The organism is Clostridium tunisiense TJ (assembly GCF_000300195.1).
GTDB classification, from domain to species: Bacteria; Bacillota; Clostridia; order Clostridiales; family Clostridiaceae; genus Clostridium_J; species Clostridium_J tunisiense.
In genome coordinates this window covers 131365-148572 of record NZ_AMQH01000004.1, presented here as the reverse complement: position 1 = coordinate 148572, position 17208 = coordinate 131365, and the positions used below count along the sequence as shown (strand labels likewise).

Genomic DNA, 17208 nt, shown 5'->3' with positions numbered 1-17208 from the left:
CAACAATTAAGATATTAAAAACTACTTTTTATCACTCATACTATGTATAGTTTTTCTTTATATATTATATCTCTAAGGTGAATCTCAACCTTATAAGTAAGGAGGTTTGGTTATATATTAATTATCTTTCTTATACTCCCTTTTTAATATGGACAGCATTGTACAGTGCTTGAAGCACCTTCTAAAGTATTCATAATCACGGAGTACTCCCTCTTTTGTAAATCCAACTCTTTTTAGAATTCCAATAGATTTTTCATTTTCTGGTTCAACCAAGGCTTGTATTCTGTTTAAACCCATATTATTAAATCCATAATCTAATATTACTTCTAAAGCTTCCTTCATATAACCTTTCCGCCAGAAATCTCTTGACAGTTCATAACCAATTTCTGCACGTAAAGCTTCTCTGTTAACGTCATGATATCCACAGGTTCCAATTAATTTTCCACTGTCTTTTAGATATAATCCCCATCTAATCCCCCTTTTGTTTTTAAATCTATTCTGTAACACCTCTATTAGCTTATTCACTTCCGCTACTTTATGTACAGGTTCAACATCATAATACTTAAGAGTTTCTTCATCTGAAAAAATTTCGAACATATCCATAGAATTTGCAAGAGATACCTCTTTTAACATTAGTCTTTCTGTCTCAATTTGTGGAAAAACATCAGGTATCATATTTTCATTGCTACTCATATTACTCATCCCCTTTAGTTACTTACATATATACATTTTAGTTTTAAAGAATATTTAACTATTATCAACATATAAAACAAGGGGAGTTTCAAAGCAATTTATATAAAAATTTCTTTTGAAACCTCCCCTTAATTCTCATCTGAAAAATCTATTTCTGCTTTATTCTATGGTATTAAAACTTCTTTATAAAGTCCTATGTCTATAAATTATTTTATAGGAGCCATTAGTATTCTTCCTGTTCCTCGGTACACATTAACTAAGCCTTCTCCTGAAACTGCTGAGCCAACTAAACTCTTACCAGACTTTTCAACCCTAAATTCTAAGGTATCAGACCATGCAATAGCATAGTTTCCATCAATTCTAACTTCGTCATTTTGAAGTTCAAATTCAATAAGCTCTTCCATTGGAACTGGGCTTTCTAATATTGCAACACCTTCACCTCTAAGGCATAGGTTAAATAACCCTTCATTTCCAAGCATTGCTGAAGAAAGGTTAGTTCTAGCTACTACCTTTTGTTGAACCTTAGATTCACAAGCTAGGAAAAGTCCATCATCAAGGACCAATCCACCCCAATTTGAAACTTCTTCGAGTAAGATATGCTTGTAAGTTGGTTCTAGCATTAGCAAGCCATTACCTTGATATCTTGGTTTAATTGCAGATTCCTTAGTTACTTTAGAAGATAGAGCTTTGCCTAAAAAGTCTCCAATCCCTTTAACATCAGCAACCATGGTAACAGAGCCTGAAGTCCATTGCATTGCCCCAGCACTTATTGTGTAAGCATTTCCTTTTAGCTCAATTAGAACCTGTCTTTTTCTAACCTTCATTTCTGAAGCGAAATATGCAGACACTGCATTTGAATAGTCAACGCTTAAATCTCTCTTATACTCAAGAACTTTTACATCCCCTTTTGAAGCTATTATTTCTATGTTTTTATTATCATATAAATTCTTGTAAGTTATCATAAAAACTCCCCACCCTTTTATTATATTTTTATTTAATACTACCTGTTTTTTTAAGCTTATTCAAGAAATTCTATCCAATATATATCCTCTAGTTTATTTTCGGAAATTCACATTATAATTAGGAAACTAGTTCTAACTTATAAATTTACCTAGGAGGATTTATTAATTCTGTATTGAGAAGGAGAAAAACCAGTGTGCTTACGAAACATTTTTCCAAAATGAGTGCTATCATTGAAGCCAGTTCTATATACAACTTCACCAATTGGTACGGCAGTTTGACTTAAAAGTATGGAAGCTATTTTGATTCTAAGCTTTATAACATAGTCTATAACCGATTGGCCAGTAACCTTTGTAAACTCCTCTGAAAGTGTTGTTCTATTAATGTGAAAAAGTTCAGTAAGGCTGCTTAAGGTAATCTTCTCATCATAATTTGCATGTATATAAAGAATTACTTTATCAATTTCACTATGATTTTCCAGTACCTTGTAGTTATTATCTATGTTAAACTCTGTATACAGATATTGAAGGAAAGATAATATTTCATATATAATTGATCTACTTCTGCATCTCCAAAAGTTATTATCCAAAGTATCTAGTTCATTACCTAGACGCTCTAAAAAGCCCATAATTCTCTTTTCCGCGGTGAGTCCCATTTGAATTACTTCCCCTACCTTATTAACGCCAGTCAAAAATGGACTTAATAAGCAATAATCCGCAAATTCTGTTTGAGATAACTCACTTGGATCTTCACTTAATTTCTCTATGGTAAAAATGTTATTCACAACTACAGGATTAAAGTAAATTGTTTTTGCCTTTACATTATGAAATTCCTCTGCGAGAATACTATCCCTATCATTAACACATATAACAGTTGGAGCCATAAATAAAATCCTTCTGTCATTAAGTTCTAATATACCTGTTCCTTCATATACAAATATAAGCCGAAACATGGAATGAGTAGAGAAATTAAATTTCTCATCTTTTTCTAAATACAATGGAAGTCCAATTTTTCTTTTCTCATCCATGGTGAAAAACTCCATAGTTATCCTCCCGTATTTCTTCATATTATGTAAATATTTTACCATATAATTAATTAAGTTACAATTTTTACCTTTACTTATTCCTGACTGCTTTTATAAATTTAACTCTGCTTACACTTTTCTCCTTATATTTTAAAGACAAAAACATGTATTCACAGTTTTTTTAGGAAGCTGAAACTACTTAATATCCATACCTTCCTAGGATTTTGTCCAATGAAGAAAAGTTAAGTATCCTATATATTGCAATAAAGAAACTACACTAATAATAAACCTACTTTTACATTGTCTTTCAAATAAATTGCTTTTAACTTAATAAGTAATGGAGGATACTGCTACAACTTATATAATAAAAAAAGAGCATGGAATTTTACTTCCCGCTCTTAGGTTTAATTATTATATATAGTCCAATATGAAAGGATTTTTATAATTGAATATTAATCCTATGCTCTACTATTTGTAATTTAGCACAAATACTTTTTTGCACTTTAAGGTGTTAAGCTTTTGCTTAGTAAGTGTAAGAAAATCCACCTTTTCTACTTTCCATCCCTGTTGTTGAATCCTTGTAGTAAAATCCTCCACTGGAGCTAAAGTATCTTCAAACACTGGTGTTGACTCTTCAGTTCCATAGTGTATTGGTATAACTACCTTTGGATTTATATCCTTAATTACCTTCATTACTTCTTCTGAATCCATTGTAAAGAAACCGCCAACAGGTATCATTAGCACATCAACCTGTCCAATAGCATTTACTTGTTCTGGTGAAAGCACATGTCCTAAGTCTCCAAGATGACATATTTTTATTTTGTTTATTTCATAAGTGTATATGGTATTTGGACCCCTTAAATTTCCCATTTCATTATCATGCCAAGAAGCCACTCCTTTTATCTTAATATTTCCATTTGTGAAACTGCCTGTTTCACCAAATATTAGTTTTTCATAGGATTTTAATGCAGAAATATTGTTATGATCAAAGTGGTCATGACTTACTGTAAGTATTTTTGTGGAAATCTTAGGAAAATTATATCCTAGTATTGGATCATAGGGATCTGTAACTATCTTCATACCTTCACTATCCCCAATTCCAAAGGATGCCTGTCCGAAATACTTAATTGTAATGCCTTTCTTTTGAAGAAAATTGCTACTTTCTAAGGTGCTAGCATTTACTTTTGAAGTTGAAATAAACATTAAAGATATACATAATGAGAGAACTAGAACAAATAACTTACTTTTCATCTTAACACTCCTTTTTTAACCTTAATAATATTGTTTCTTTAATTAAATATTACAATATTAAAGATTAAAACTTAACAGAGTATCTACACCAAAAATCTGCATATCTTCAGAAGATGAAAATATTATAGATTTACTTTAACAGTGCCTTCAGCTTTATATAAAAATAAGCCACCAAGAAAAAATATCTCAGCACTTAATTTAGCACTAATCATATTTTTCTTCACGGCAATTTGTATTGTTAAGATCCTAAATGTATTCTCATTACTATCTTATATCAATTAGTCAGGAAAAACACTATAAGCTGTTCCTCCCTTTGGATTTTTTATTATGATTATTCCTTGAAAATAATCTGTAGTTTTAGTATCAGAATCAGGTTTTAAAACTTCTCTTTCAGTAACTTCAAAGTAATTTAAGTTTAAAGTATTTTTTATAGGACTTCTTTTATTATTTAAATCAATTATTAAATCTCCAAATTCTCCTTTAACCGTCTGTAGCTGTTTTTCTAATTCTGTAGGAATATTCGAGTAAAATGAATTGTTTATGCCTAACAGCATATAACTTCCAGCTCCATAGTAAGTTCTAAAAGCATATACCTTGTCTTTAAACACCTCATCCTTTTGAAGTTTTATAGCTATATTCTCCAAACCCCAAATTTCCTTTAACACTGTATGTTGTGCACCAAAATGGAAGTAATATTTTCCTTTTGGATAATGGTCACGGAGCTTTTTAAAATTCTTATAAGTATAGTTCTCCCTCATACTTAAAAGTTCAGGGTCTGTTTTTATATTTGGACTACTTCCAAAGGTTTTTGGTAAAGTCTGAAGGTCCTTTATATTTTCTAAAATGAACTCTATATTAAACAAATCCTTCTTAAAAGTCTTCTCATATAGTTCTCTATTATCTTTAATATGGTTCTCCATATCATTTACTATTTCTAAAATTGCTTTTTTCTTTTCTTCTAATTCTTCCTTTTTCAGATAAAATTTTGTAGTATTAACCCCTATTAAGTCCAATTTATTTAGGTTGTTTTCAAAAACTTTAAGCTCCTCAGGAAGTGTCCCAACCTTACTAATGATTATGTTCATGTATTTCTTAATATGCCTTTCAGACATTGATGCTGAATCTATTCCTAAAATTATTATCTTCCTATCTTCTGGTAAGTTTTTATTCTTTTCATAAAGTTTTTTATACGCATCAAACTCCTCAACTATGGCTCCGGCACTTCTCCAATCCTGAAAAGTTTCTTTTAAAATCTCTTCATTCCCTGTTGCTAGGTATTCATTGATCATCATAGCTTCAGAATGTCCCATTTCAGTAACATAATATCTTAAATCCCAATTATCAATAAGGTAATTCAAAAATTTAAACTGTATATCCGTATTTTGCTTTATTCCATGATATTCTCCAGTAATAATAATTTCTTTGTCTTTAATAGAGTTGCTGATTACCTTTAAATCTGAGTAATCTTCTGGCTTGTCTAGTTTTAATTCCTTGGCATTTTTCTTTAAGTAAGCTGTCTCACTTTGTGGTTTTGAATAAATAACCCCTGCTGCTACTAAAACAGCTACAATAATAACCACAAATATAATGTACTTTTTCCTCATAATACGTTCCCCCTACCCCAATAATAGAAACATTAAATATTTAATAATTAGTATCCTTCAAATTGCACCTCCCCAAAACTTCAAATTAAATCAGGTATATTATACAAATTTATTTTATTTCATTCTAAAATATCACATTTTTTCCAGTTATTCAAACAATATTCACGTATAAATTGTTACCAAATCATTAATTTTCAATGTTGTTTTTAATAAATAATTGTAGTATACTTGTAACATAATATGAACCAGGTTCATATTATAATATTTGTAAGGAGAAAGGAGACATAATGCCTAAGATTTTGGAGAATGTAAAAGAAACCCTTCTTACTGAAGGTAGTGAGTTACTTTTGGAAAATGGCTATGTAAATCTTAATATTAGAGATGTTGCCAAAAACTCTGGCATTGCTGTAGGCACTTTTTACAACTACTTCTCTAATAAGGATGAACTAGTTAGAGAAATAATTCTTAATAGCTGGAGGAAAATTCTAATCCATATTGATACGTTGCCTTCTAGTGATGAACCACTAGAAAATAAATTATTTACCTTAGCTCGATATTTAGATGGCTTTTTTAAAATCTACTCTGGTGTATTTGAGGCAATGATGGTAAGCAATGAAAATCAATGCCCAAGAGAAAAAATATTCTCTCACTTATATAGTGTAGTAGAAAATATTATTGATACCTCTATCGATAAGGGAGAGATAAATCCTTCCTTAAGTTCGTATAAAATTTCAAAAATCCTTGTACCAACTATGTTCTATTTGCCGAAGGATAAGGATTTAACTTTTGAGGAATTTTACAGTATTTTGAATTTGAACTAGATATTTCAAAGCTATATTTATCTTTGACGTTTATGCAAACTCGCTTCACTTTTTAATTCATTTTACATAAACTTGTCCTGGATTTTCTTACTAATACTATCTTGTGCTAATTATTTATTGTAAAAATGCAAATTAGCACAAGTAGCATATATTTTTTATATTATTATGAACTCAGTTCAGAAAGGAGAAAAAAATGAAAAAAATGAAGAATAACAAAACTTTAGTACTTATCATGTTTTTATTAGGTATCTTTATAGGGGCACTTGACTCTGGGATAGTTTCCCCTGCTAGAACAGTTATTGCAAACTCTTTATCAGTATCTCCAAATGATAGTATTTGGATGATTACCATTTATACCTTAGCTTATGCGGTATCCATGCCTATAATTGGCAAGATATCGGATAGATATGGCAAGAAGAAATTATTTACTTTTAGTATTGTTGTGTTCGGAATTGGATCTTTATTATGCGGCCTATCAAACTACTTTGGAGGTTTTTCCTTTTTATTAGTTTCTAGAGTAATTCAAGCTATTGGTGGTGGTGGAATTATTCCAATTGCTACAGCTTACATTGGGGAAAGCTTTCCTCCAGAAAAAAGAGGTACTGCCCTTGGTTTAGTTGGGGCAATATTTGGTATTGCTAATATCCTTGGACCAACAGTAGGTTCTGCCCTTTTAAGTTTATCAGGAAACTCTAACTGGGGGGTTCTATTCTTAATTAATGTTCCTATTTGTATCATAGTAGTTATAGCCTCTATGACAATTAAAGAGGAAAAAGTTACTAAGGCACCTACAAAAATGGACGTAAAGGGAAGCATAGTAGTAACCGCTCTAATACTTTCTCTTATGTATGCTTTAACAAATCTTAAGTTTCATGATTTTGCTAACAGCATAAAATCAACTAATGTGTATCCTTACTTAATAGCCTTTATAATACTTCTACCAATTTTCTTTGCTATTGAGAGAAAAGTGGAAGACCCAGTAATTAATTTAAAATACTTCACAAACCGTCAAATAGCTCTTACCCTTTCTATAGGTTTTATCACTGGTGCTGGTATGATGGGAATAGTGTTTATACCTCAATTCGGAGAAAACGTTCTTAAACTTAAAACTGGTTCAGGTGGTTATTTGGTAACTTTAATGGCAGTGTTTGCAGGGTTCTGCGCACCTTTAGGTGGAAGACTTATAGATAAGTTTTCTGCTAAGTTCATCTTAATTCTAGGTTACTCTTGTACCCTAATAGGTGCTTTAATTATGGCAACTTTAGTAATCAGCTATCCTTCTATGATAACTTTAATTTTAGGACTTGCTTTCATGGGCTTAGGTATGGGCTTTACTATGGGTACACCACTAAATTATTTAATTCAAACTAATGTATCTGAAAGTGAAACTGCTTCAGCTCAAGCAACACTGTCCTTGATACGTTCTATCGGGGTTGCAATTTCTCCAAATCTACTTATAAACTTCATAACAGATGCAGCTAAAAATCTTCAAGGAAATTTAATGGCTTTAATGCCAAAGATAAGTATGGGAGCAAATGCTCCAGCTCAAAGCTTTGGTTCTGGTAGCATATCACCTGAAGCTCTAGCAAGCCTTCAAAGTGCAGATGTAACTACTGTAGTTGATGTTCTTAAAAACTTTGCTTCTTCTATGATAGACAAGGTTGCTCCAATGATAAAACAAGGTTTAAGTAAGAGCCTTCCTCAAGGAGTTTCTCCTGATGCTGCTCTAGCTACCATGAAAACTGACTACTTGTCACAAATAGAAAGCTCTAGAACTGTACTAGAAAATACCTTCCAAACAACTTTAAATAGTGGCTTTAGCAAACTATTCCTAGGTGCAGCTGTAATTGCTTTTATAGGCTTAGTTTTATCCATACTGCTTAAAGGGAAAACAAAAGAGGCTTAGGTGTAAAGTTAACAAAGCTATATTAGATGTTACAAATATATAGGAATTCATATTCCTTTAAAGTAAAATAGGTAGTAGAAATTAATCTACTACCTCACTTTACTTTAAATATTATTTTTAATTAAAACTGTCTATATGGTTATTTATAAAATCTCGTACCGAATTTACAACCCTTTCTAATCTGTTATAATCGATAACTTCTGTAGTATCATTTGGTGTATGAATAATTCTTCTAATATTATCTTCTGAAATAGAAATGCTTGTGTAATCTTTTTTCTGAAAATAAAAATCATCACTTCCTACACCCAAATCTTTTTTAGTTGCACTTACACCATTCTTATTAAACGATGACTTAATATTATTAGTTAATTTAATATACTCTTCATTTGCATTTATTTTTTTGTATTCATTGGGCTTTTTAAATGTATTGAAAAGTGCTACATCTCCCCCGTCTTTATAGCCTATTGAATCAATATTTATATTAATAACATCATCATACAAGTCAGAAATTTTATTAGCAAAGTTTTCACTGCCAGTTAGTCCAAACTCTTCACCATTAAATGCAGCAAACACTATATCATATTTAAACGCATTACTTGATGAATCATTTTTCAAAAGAAGTGCTAATTGTATCATTGTAGCAATTCCCGAAGCATTATCAACTGCTCCTTTGTAAATATCACCTTTTCTTTTGCCTAAATGATCAAAGTGTGCAGATAAAATAATTGCTTTATTAGAGTTTGTCCCACTTATTTTCCCAATTATATTGTTGGCGGTTGTCTCTACAGAATCTTTACCTTCTTCTCTGGTCACTAAACTAGGGTCGTATGAATAAGTATGATAAAAACCCTTTTCCAATACAGGTTCTAATTCAATAGCAGAATATATGTTATTTATATATTTCTCAGTTAGAATGTTCCCCTTGCTTCCAATTAATCTTCCTTCAAACTCTTCCGAACATAGTTTGTTTACTATTAACTTCATATTTTCAATAGGTTCATTTTTCATAGAAATACTAGAATTATTCTTACTATAAAATAAGCCTAATACTAGTAGTAAAGTAACACTTAATACAGCTAGAAGTAATAATTTTTTTTTAAAAACCAATTGCTCACCTCCCTTTGATATAATATTAACATGGTGTATAACATTATATTGCATTATATGTAATATAATGTGAATACAGTAATTAATGTATTTACAGGAAGTTAATATTTTTTTATTTTAGAATATACACATTTGTCTATAAAATCCTATAGCATTCACCTCATTAAATACATTACCCTTGTAATCTTATATGGTATCTGATGAAAAAGGAGTAAAAGTATGTGCTATCCCTTTATTAATAACTACATTTATATTGTGTAATTATCTTATTGGCTATGCCCTCCTTGAGTATTTCCTATTACCAATCTCATGTCCCCCCCTTTCTCATACTTTTGTATTAACTTTGATATTAATACTTATTGAAAATTTGCCATTGTTTTAACTCTTTCATTGTATTTTTCTTCAATGATGACTTCATATCTATCGTCACCTTAGCTAAGGTATCATCTGAGTTTATTCTAATAAGTGTTACATATTGGTTCTCTATATAATAAAAAAGCCTATAGATTAAATTACTTTGCTTAGTAATTTAACCTATAGGCTAACTTTTTATTTTCTTATTTTTTTACATATCCAGAAGTATCTTTGTTGTACACACCCTCATCTATAGGCGTATTTAATTCTAACTTAGTACACTCTACTTTGTGTTTTACATTTCCTTTATCATCAAAGGATAAAAATTTAAGCATTATCCCAGTTTCTTTATCCATAATTAAAGAGAATTTACCATAAGAACGCTCAGTCATTGATCTATCAATTACTCCTTCTAACTTATAGGTAGCTCTTCCTAAAAAGGTTGACTCTGTGTACTCCCAATCCTCATAAGCAGCTAAATAGGTTGGAATTGCCTCATTGGAAATAATAAATTTACTTACCCCTAAATAACCTGTGTCTGATCTTGTAAGGGCTGGGTGTAAAAAGATTCTAATTGGTCTTACTATCATATTTTTTCCCTTATGCTGAACTTCATCAAATTCTCTATAAATTTTATTATTGTCATCGTAGGTTTTTCTTTTATCATTATGATAAATTAAGGTTATAGGCTTTTTCCCTTCTGTTTCATCCACAGATACTGAAGCTTTATTTTCTACATCAACTATAAAACTACCTTTCATAGAAGCCGTTAAATTTGGCCATTCCTCAATAAACTCCCCTTTGGCAGTTTTAAAATTTTCCACAGCATTATATAGCTTAAAGTGAAGTTCTTCTTTATCTGGATACTTAAAATTATTCTTTACCTTTTCACCTAGTGGATGCCTCTCTAGCTGCTCTTTCTCCATATCTGACAATTCTAATTCCTCAATATTTTTTTCTCTTAATTCATAGTTCTTATTATAATTTTTGTTCTCCTCCACAACCTGTGGAGTGGGACTAGCAGGAGCCACATTACTTCCCTTTATATGTTCACCAAAGATAAATTTACTGGCATTTAATGCCCCAGTTGCCATAACAATAGCAATTGTTGCTACAGAGGCATACTTTATAAAACTTTTCTTCTTTGGTAAAAACTTATTCATAAAAAATAGTTTTTTGTTGCTATAAAACTCATCATCAGTTAAACTTCTTACCCTGTCCACCACATCTATGTCTACATGATAATTTTGCTCTCCAACGGTTTCCATTAATTTAAAAGTATCTACAGCTTCTCTGCAAACTTCACAGTTTTCTAAATGCTCTTCTATCTTTATTATATCTTCATCCTTTAAAGTCTCATCAATATAAGCGAACAACTTATTAGTATTGCACTTCATTTAAAACCCTCTCCTTATTTATACTCTTTCTATTAAGGTCATGTAGTTTCTTTTTTGCTCTATGAAGCTTAGTTTTAATTGTTTCTTCTTTGATGCCTAGAATTTCTCCAACTTCTTTATAAGAAAATCCCTGTACATATTTTAAAATCATTGCATTTTTTTCTTCTTCATTAAGAACACTTAATCTTTTTAATAATTCTAGGTTTTCTTCCTTTATTTGAAGCCGCTCTTCTGGAGTGTCATTTACATTACACTTAATATGAAGCATTTCACTTTCCTCTATAAAATTGTGTTGCTTTTTTGCTTTGAAAGAAGTATTCATAGTGTTTATAGCTATCTTAAATAACCAACTATAGAACCTTTCTTTATTTTCAAGTCTATACAAATTTTTATAAGCTTTTATAAAAACCTCCTGAGTAATATCTTCTGAATCTTCCTTGTTCAAGGTATTCTTAAAAATGTAATTATAAATAATTCCTTGATACTTTCTAATAAGAATATCAAAAGCATCACGTTCACCCTTTAGTACCTTTGCTACTAATAACTCATCAGTAATCAAAACTTCACCTCCGTTTTTTATCTCAATACCCTTTTGTAACTAAGACTATGTTAATGCTTAAAAAGTTCCCATATTTTATTTTTAGCAAAAACTTTTTTTATTCAGCTCTTTTCAAGCTGAATTCATTGTAAATATGTAAGTTATTCTTGAGTTGACCAAGTTTTCATTCCGAAAAGCTATATAGATTTTGAGCTTGTCTATCTACAAATCACAATACTGGCATTAGTCAAGCCTTGTCCATTATAATTATCCACAAGTTTTATTCATAACTTTTAAAGATATATTTATTCAATAAATATACTTAATAAATATATCTAACTATGTAAATGATTTAAATTTGCTAGTTTGTCCATAAGCTTCCTAACATATTGTTATGACTTTATTTTACCATGAAACTCCTGTAATAATATTCCTAAACCTTAAGCTTAATATGAATAGAAATTAGTAGTAACCTTTTCATACACCCCAGTTGTAGGTTCCCTTAGTAAAAGTTTAATCTATTTCTGATGAATGAAATTCATCTTGAAAAAGCCTTGAAATACCAAGGTATGCTCAATGTAGACGTTAATTATTCACTTGGGTTCTCTATGGAACCTAATTTTTGTATATTAAACCTGTTTATATTCTTCATAAAATGATAGAATTATCCTTGGAAAGATTTATCGTTGAAAACAAAATACATAAATATATTATTGAGGTGATGACATGAAAAAAATTAATGGCATAATATATGCCTTGTTATCTTCTGCTGCCTTTGGGATTATGCCTATTTTCGCAAAATATGCAGCTAATAACGGTTCTAATACTTTATCCATCTTAAGCACTAGATTTTTGCTTTCTGCACTTATTCTTTTTGTATATTTTCTTTTTAAAAAGGTGAATTATAAGATAGATAAAAATCAGCTTAAAGCTCTATCTGTAGTAGCTCTTTGTGGCTTTGTCCCCACAGCATCTTTGTTATTTTTTTCTTATAACTATATTCCTACAGGACTTGCAACAACCTTGCATTTCATTTATCCTGCTGTGGTGGTGGCTGCAAACCGAATATTTTTCAAAGACCCTCTTACTAAAAATAAATTAATATCCTTATTTTTATCAATGCTTAGTATTTATCTTTTAGTAGGCTTCAAATTTGAAAATATAAATATAATTGGAGTTGTCCTTGCTTTAGCTTCAGGATTTACTCATTCTATATCTATCTTTGGTATGAATAACTCAGCACTAAAAACCGTAGATAATTTAGTGTCTGTATTCTATATAAGTATCTTTGCTGGAATAACTATCTTCACTGCAACAGCCTTAACAGGAAATATTGCTCTTCCAATAAATACTTATACAGTTACTTCTCTTATTGGAATTTCATTGATATCAAATATAGCATCCATATTACTGCTTATGATGGCTATAAAAATTATTGGTCCTTCTCCTTCTGCCATACTAGGCACTTTTGAACCCATAGTAAGCATAATTATGGGTATAATATTATTTAAAGAAGCCTTCACTTTTAGTGTTTTCCTAGGCACTGTTTTAATCTTGGTTTCTGTGGTGCTTCTTGCAAAGGAAAAACCAGAAGAGGAATTACAAGTTGAAATACTAAAGGAAGGTAAAGAAGAAGTTTTAGGTCAATAATTATAAACTTTCTTGTTTGGACTTCTCACTACATCTTGGCATATTGACAAAATGTGTTTATTAACTTAAATTATATATAAAAATCAAAATATTGAAAAAAGAGGTAAAAAATTATGTCAAAAGGAAAAAAGTTTGTTGAAGCAATAACTTCTATGGATGAAGATTTTGCTCAATGGTATACAGATATCGTAAAGAAAGCTGAACTTGTTGATTATTCAAGTGTTAAGGGTTGTATGATTATAAGACCTTATGGTTATGCAATCTGGGAAAACATTCAAAAAAACTTAGATGAAAAGCTAAAGGCTACTGGTCATGAAAATGTTTATATGCCAATGTTTATACCTGAAAGCTTACTTCAAAAGGAAAAGGATCATGTTGAAGGTTTTGCCCCTGAGGTTGCTTGGGTAACCCATGGTGGTTCTGAACCTCTTGCAGAAAGATTATGCGTTAGACCAACTTCTGAAACTTTATTTTGTGAGCATTATGCAAAAATTGTTCAATCTTACAATGATCTTCCTAAACTATACAATCAGTGGTGTTCTGTAGTTAGATGGGAAAAAACTACAAGGCCTTTCTTAAGAACTACAGAATTTTTATGGCAAGAAGGTCACACTATCCATGCTACTCCAGAGGAAGCTGAAAAAGAAACTGTTGATATTTTAAATCTTTATGCAGATTTATGTGAAAAAGTTCTTGCAATTCCAGTGGTTAAAGGAAGAAAAACTGATAAAGAAAAGTTCGCTGGTGCTGTTGCAACTTATACTATAGAAAGCTTAATGCATGATGGTAAGGCTCTTCAAAATGGAACTTCTCACAACTTTGGAGATAACTTTGCTAAGGCTTTTGGAATTCAATACTCAGATAAAACTGGAAAATTACAATATGTTCATGAAACCTCTTGGGGTGTAACTACTCGTTTAATCGGAGCTATAATCATGGTTCATGGTGATAATAGTGGTCTTGTACTTCCACCAAGAATTGCTCCAACCCAAGTAATAATTGTGCCAATTGCTCAGCATAAAGAAGGGGTTTTAGATAAAGCTTCAGAGCTTAAAGACAGAATCTCTAAAGTAGCTAGAGTTAAGCTAGATGCTTCTGATAAAATGCCTGGCTGGAAGTTTAATGAGTACGAGATGAAAGGTGTTCCTATTAGAGTTGAAATGGGCCCTAAGGATATAGAAAATAATCAAGCTGTTTTAGTTAGAAGAGATACAAGAGAAAAGCTTATAGTTTCTCTTGAGGAAATAGAAAATAAAATCATAGAAATCTTAGACTTAATGCAGATAGAACTTCTCGAAAAAGCAAGAAACAGTGCAGAGGAGAAAACCTACTCTGCAACTGACTTGGATAGTTTTATTGAAATTGCAAATACTAAGCCAGGATTTATTAAAGCTATGTGGTGCGGAGATAAGGCTTGCGAAGATAAACTTAAAGAAGTTGCTGGAGTTACTTCAAGATGTATGCCTTTTGCACAGGAAAATATAAGTGATAAATGTATTTGCTGCGGAAAAGAAGCAAGTAAATTAGTTTATTGGGGAAAAGCTTACTAAAATTACTTTAGACGTAAAAAGCAAACTTCCATTTAATTATAAAAAAATTTTTTAGGAAATCACTAGTCTCTAGCTAGTTTAATTTTAAGCAAAATCACAAACTTTAGATAAATATAAGTATATTTTTTATAAGGCTTAATGACCTTAAGATGTACTCATGTTTAAATTGAACGTTAAACTGATTTCCTACAAATAAATTTGTAAAGGGTGTATTATATGTTAAAAGAATTTAAAGAGTTTGCTATGAAAGGCAATGTTATTGACTTAGCTGTAGGGGTAATTATCGGGGGAGCTTTTGGTAAAATTGTTAGTTCTCTTGTTAACGACATTATAACTCCTCTACTTGGATTATTGCTAGGTAAAGTTAATGTGGCAGGTTTAGCTCAGCCTATACCTACTTTTGGAGGTGGAGATCCTATCGTCCTTAAGTATGGAATCTTCTTACAAAACATCATCGATTTTGTAATTGTAGCATTTTCTATCTTTTTGTTTATTAAATTTATTAATAAGTTTAAAAGGAAAGAGTCATGTGCACAACCTGTTAAGGAAGAATCAAAACCATCCAAGGAAGAGTTACTTCTTACTGAAATCCGTGATTTGCTAAAAGCTCAAAATAACTCTTCAGTAGAAAATAATGAAAATACTGCCTCAGGTCAAAATGAAAATGGAGCTGTAAATCAAACCCAAGCCTAGTTGAAAATCAAGGATTTAGATTAGTTCAAAAAATCAATAAGCTAAAATAAAAATGGTACTGTGTCAAAATTCTATTTTGACGTAGCACCATTTTTTATTTTATAATTTTGATTCTTTAAAGAAATTAATTTTGTTACTCTTCCATAGATCTTTCAAAACCTAAATATTTATTACCTTGATAACTAAGTTTTCCTGTATCCCCTTCATTGAATTCCTCATACTCCATTGCTGTAACACAGAATTCCAATTGTTCCTTATCTCCTAATTCAAAAGTTAAATAATACATAGTTAAATAATTGTAACTTGGAATCATATCTCCAAAATTTTGAGTATCTTGGAAAGTTTTAAATCGTTTACTAATTATTCTCCCTTCCACTGTTAGCACAGGCTTAGAGCTATTATAGGTCAACACAGTGCCGTTATTGAACATCATGGTAAGAAATCCTATTGAAGCTATTAGAAAAAGGAAAAATAGCATAAGGGTAAATATATAAAGAGCTAAATTATGACTTAACATAATACCCTCCACAATACTTATTTATACTACATTATACGATTTACCCTCATTAATGTTTCTATATAACATGTTTATTCTCAAATTATTATCTTTCTCACTAATTCTTCACTTTTTCACCTATATGACTTTTTACTAATATATTAAAAAACTTCTCTAATTTTTAATAGAAGTCCTTCATTATTTTTCTTATTATTCTTTTAATAGGATTACTTTATTAATTAACATACCTTACCAAAGTACTTTAGTACATGGCTCATTCTACACAAACTTTGCAATGCTTCTTTAATAAATCTATAAGTTCATTTTTTTCACTAAGAGTTTCAAAGGCTCTATGAGGAATAATATAGGCATTCATATCACTAATATAAATATAAGTATAATTTTCCGTTACCTCTACTCTTTCTACATCCTTCATAGTTACCTTACTTTTTTCTAGATTATCAAATTCAAAAATCCCCACATCAGTAATGGATAGTTGCTGTGGACCAAATAAGCTTTTATTTTCTTCTTTATTTAACATTCTTTCTAATCTTCTCTTGATGCTACCTTTAAAATATTTTGGGAAAAACACAAGCCAACCCACATATATTATTGCAAAAGGCATAAAGAAAATAGCAAAAGGTATGTTCCCTTTAGGCTTCATTAAAAATGGAACCAATAAAAACATTATTGAAATCACAAACCTTTCAATAAATAAAGTTGTTCTTATAGATTTTGTTTTAAAAATATGGTGCATATTAAACTCCATATAATCTTCTTTTGTTAGATCATAGCTAATTTTCATTCCAAATTGCCCCCTTAATCTCAGTAAAATTATTAATGTTTAAGGAAAATATTATTGACTTACTTATATTTTGAAGATGTCTTATATCACTATTTTATAGGTTTGAATCCTAATTATCAATTAACTACTCTAAAAGATTGCCTCTAAAATTATATAATTAGATGCTATTTAAAAAATTATCACTGTTTTTTAGAGTATTTTTAACTAGTAAAAAAGGTACAAAGCCCTAAAACCAGCATAGACACTATATATTGTTATAAATATTTAAATATAACAATATATCAACATATCTTTATTTATAACCATGAGATAACTGAGATTAGGCTTAGCTTTTTCATAAGAGCTACTTTTAACAAAGT

At 30.4% G+C, this 17208-nt stretch carries 15 protein-coding genes; 5 read left to right on the top strand and 10 right to left on the bottom strand.

All coding sequences use genetic code 11. The features are described from left to right. Nucleotides 1-117: 117 nt before the first annotated feature. From C661_RS0103425 to C661_RS0103400, 5 genes are all read right to left on the bottom strand, one after another. Nucleotides 118-693 carry a GNAT family N-acetyltransferase gene (locus C661_RS0103425; RefSeq protein WP_017413897.1) on the bottom strand — a complete coding sequence of 192 codons (576 nt, stop codon included), beginning with the start codon at nucleotides 691-693 and terminating at the stop codon, nucleotides 118-120. Nucleotides 694-899: 206 nt separating this feature from the next. Beyond that, nucleotides 900-1655: an AIM24 family protein gene (locus C661_RS0103420; RefSeq protein ID WP_017413896.1), complete on the bottom strand. Its 756-nt coding sequence runs from the start codon at nucleotides 1653-1655 to the stop codon at nucleotides 900-902. A gap of 149 nt (nucleotides 1656-1804) precedes the next feature. After that, nucleotides 1805-2695 carry an AraC family transcriptional regulator gene (locus tag C661_RS0103415; protein ID WP_017413895.1) on the bottom strand — a complete coding sequence of 297 codons (891 nt, stop codon included), beginning with the start codon at nucleotides 2693-2695 and terminating at the stop codon, nucleotides 1805-1807. Between the two features lie 450 nt (nucleotides 2696-3145). Beyond that, nucleotides 3146-3928 (bottom strand): MBL fold metallo-hydrolase, encoded by a 783-nt coding sequence (locus tag C661_RS0103410; RefSeq protein WP_017413894.1) that lies wholly within the window; start codon nucleotides 3926-3928, stop codon nucleotides 3146-3148. Between the two features lie 278 nt (nucleotides 3929-4206). Beyond that, nucleotides 4207-5532: a TraB/GumN family protein gene (locus C661_RS0103400; RefSeq protein ID WP_017413892.1), complete on the bottom strand. Its 1326-nt coding sequence runs from the start codon at nucleotides 5530-5532 to the stop codon at nucleotides 4207-4209. A 287-nt stretch (nucleotides 5533-5819) separates the two neighbouring features. On the opposite strand from C661_RS0103400, the gene C661_RS0103395 reads away from it, so the two are divergent. Next, nucleotides 5820-6353, top strand: coding sequence for a TetR/AcrR family transcriptional regulator (locus C661_RS0103395; protein ID WP_017413891.1), 534 nt, complete (start codon nucleotides 5820-5822; stop codon nucleotides 6351-6353). A gap of 193 nt (nucleotides 6354-6546) precedes the next feature. Continuing rightward, the gene (locus tag C661_RS0103390) at nucleotides 6547-8259 is read left to right on the top strand and encodes an MFS transporter (protein ID WP_017413890.1); all 1713 of its coding nucleotides are present in this window, start codon (nucleotides 6547-6549) and stop codon (nucleotides 8257-8259) included. A gap of 117 nt (nucleotides 8260-8376) precedes the next feature. Here the strand turns inward: C661_RS0103390 and C661_RS0103385 are convergent, their stop codons facing one another. From C661_RS0103385 to C661_RS21230, 3 genes are all read right to left on the bottom strand, one after another. Beyond that, nucleotides 8377-9366: a M28 family metallopeptidase gene (locus C661_RS0103385; protein ID WP_017413889.1), complete on the bottom strand. Its 990-nt coding sequence runs from the start codon at nucleotides 9364-9366 to the stop codon at nucleotides 8377-8379. A 557-nt stretch (nucleotides 9367-9923) separates the two neighbouring features. Continuing rightward, nucleotides 9924-11117, bottom strand: coding sequence for a zf-HC2 domain-containing protein (locus C661_RS0103380; RefSeq protein WP_017413888.1), 1194 nt, complete (start codon nucleotides 11115-11117; stop codon nucleotides 9924-9926). Then, the gene (locus C661_RS21230; protein WP_017413887.1) at nucleotides 11101-11676 is read right to left on the bottom strand and encodes an RNA polymerase sigma factor; all 576 of its coding nucleotides are present in this window, start codon (nucleotides 11674-11676) and stop codon (nucleotides 11101-11103) included. The genes C661_RS0103380 and C661_RS21230 overlap by 17 nt, the downstream gene beginning before the upstream one ends. A gap of 705 nt (nucleotides 11677-12381) precedes the next feature. On the opposite strand from C661_RS21230, the gene C661_RS0103370 reads away from it, so the two are divergent. From C661_RS0103370 to mscL, 3 genes are all read left to right on the top strand, one after another. Next, nucleotides 12382-13305 (top strand): DMT family transporter, encoded by a 924-nt coding sequence (locus C661_RS0103370; RefSeq protein WP_017413886.1) that lies wholly within the window; start codon nucleotides 12382-12384, stop codon nucleotides 13303-13305. Between the two features lie 113 nt (nucleotides 13306-13418). Continuing rightward, nucleotides 13419-14855, top strand: a complete 1437-nt coding sequence (proS, locus tag C661_RS0103365; protein WP_017413885.1) for a proline--tRNA ligase — start codon at nucleotides 13419-13421, stop codon at nucleotides 14853-14855. A 216-nt stretch (nucleotides 14856-15071) separates the two neighbouring features. Beyond that, nucleotides 15072-15548, top strand: coding sequence for a large-conductance mechanosensitive channel protein MscL (mscL, locus tag C661_RS21225; RefSeq protein WP_017413884.1), 477 nt, complete (start codon nucleotides 15072-15074; stop codon nucleotides 15546-15548). 133 nt (nucleotides 15549-15681) lie between these two features. Here mscL and C661_RS21220 read toward each other — a convergent pair whose 3' ends face one another. After that, entirely contained in the window at nucleotides 15682-16065 is a 384-nt protein-coding gene (locus tag C661_RS21220) for a DUF2500 domain-containing protein (protein ID WP_017413883.1), read from the bottom strand. Between the two features lie 253 nt (nucleotides 16066-16318). Further along, a complete protein-coding gene (locus C661_RS0103350; RefSeq protein WP_017413882.1) occupies nucleotides 16319-16849 on the bottom strand; it encodes a YcxB family protein in 531 nt (176 codons plus the stop codon). Nucleotides 16850-17208 lie beyond the last annotated feature (359 nt).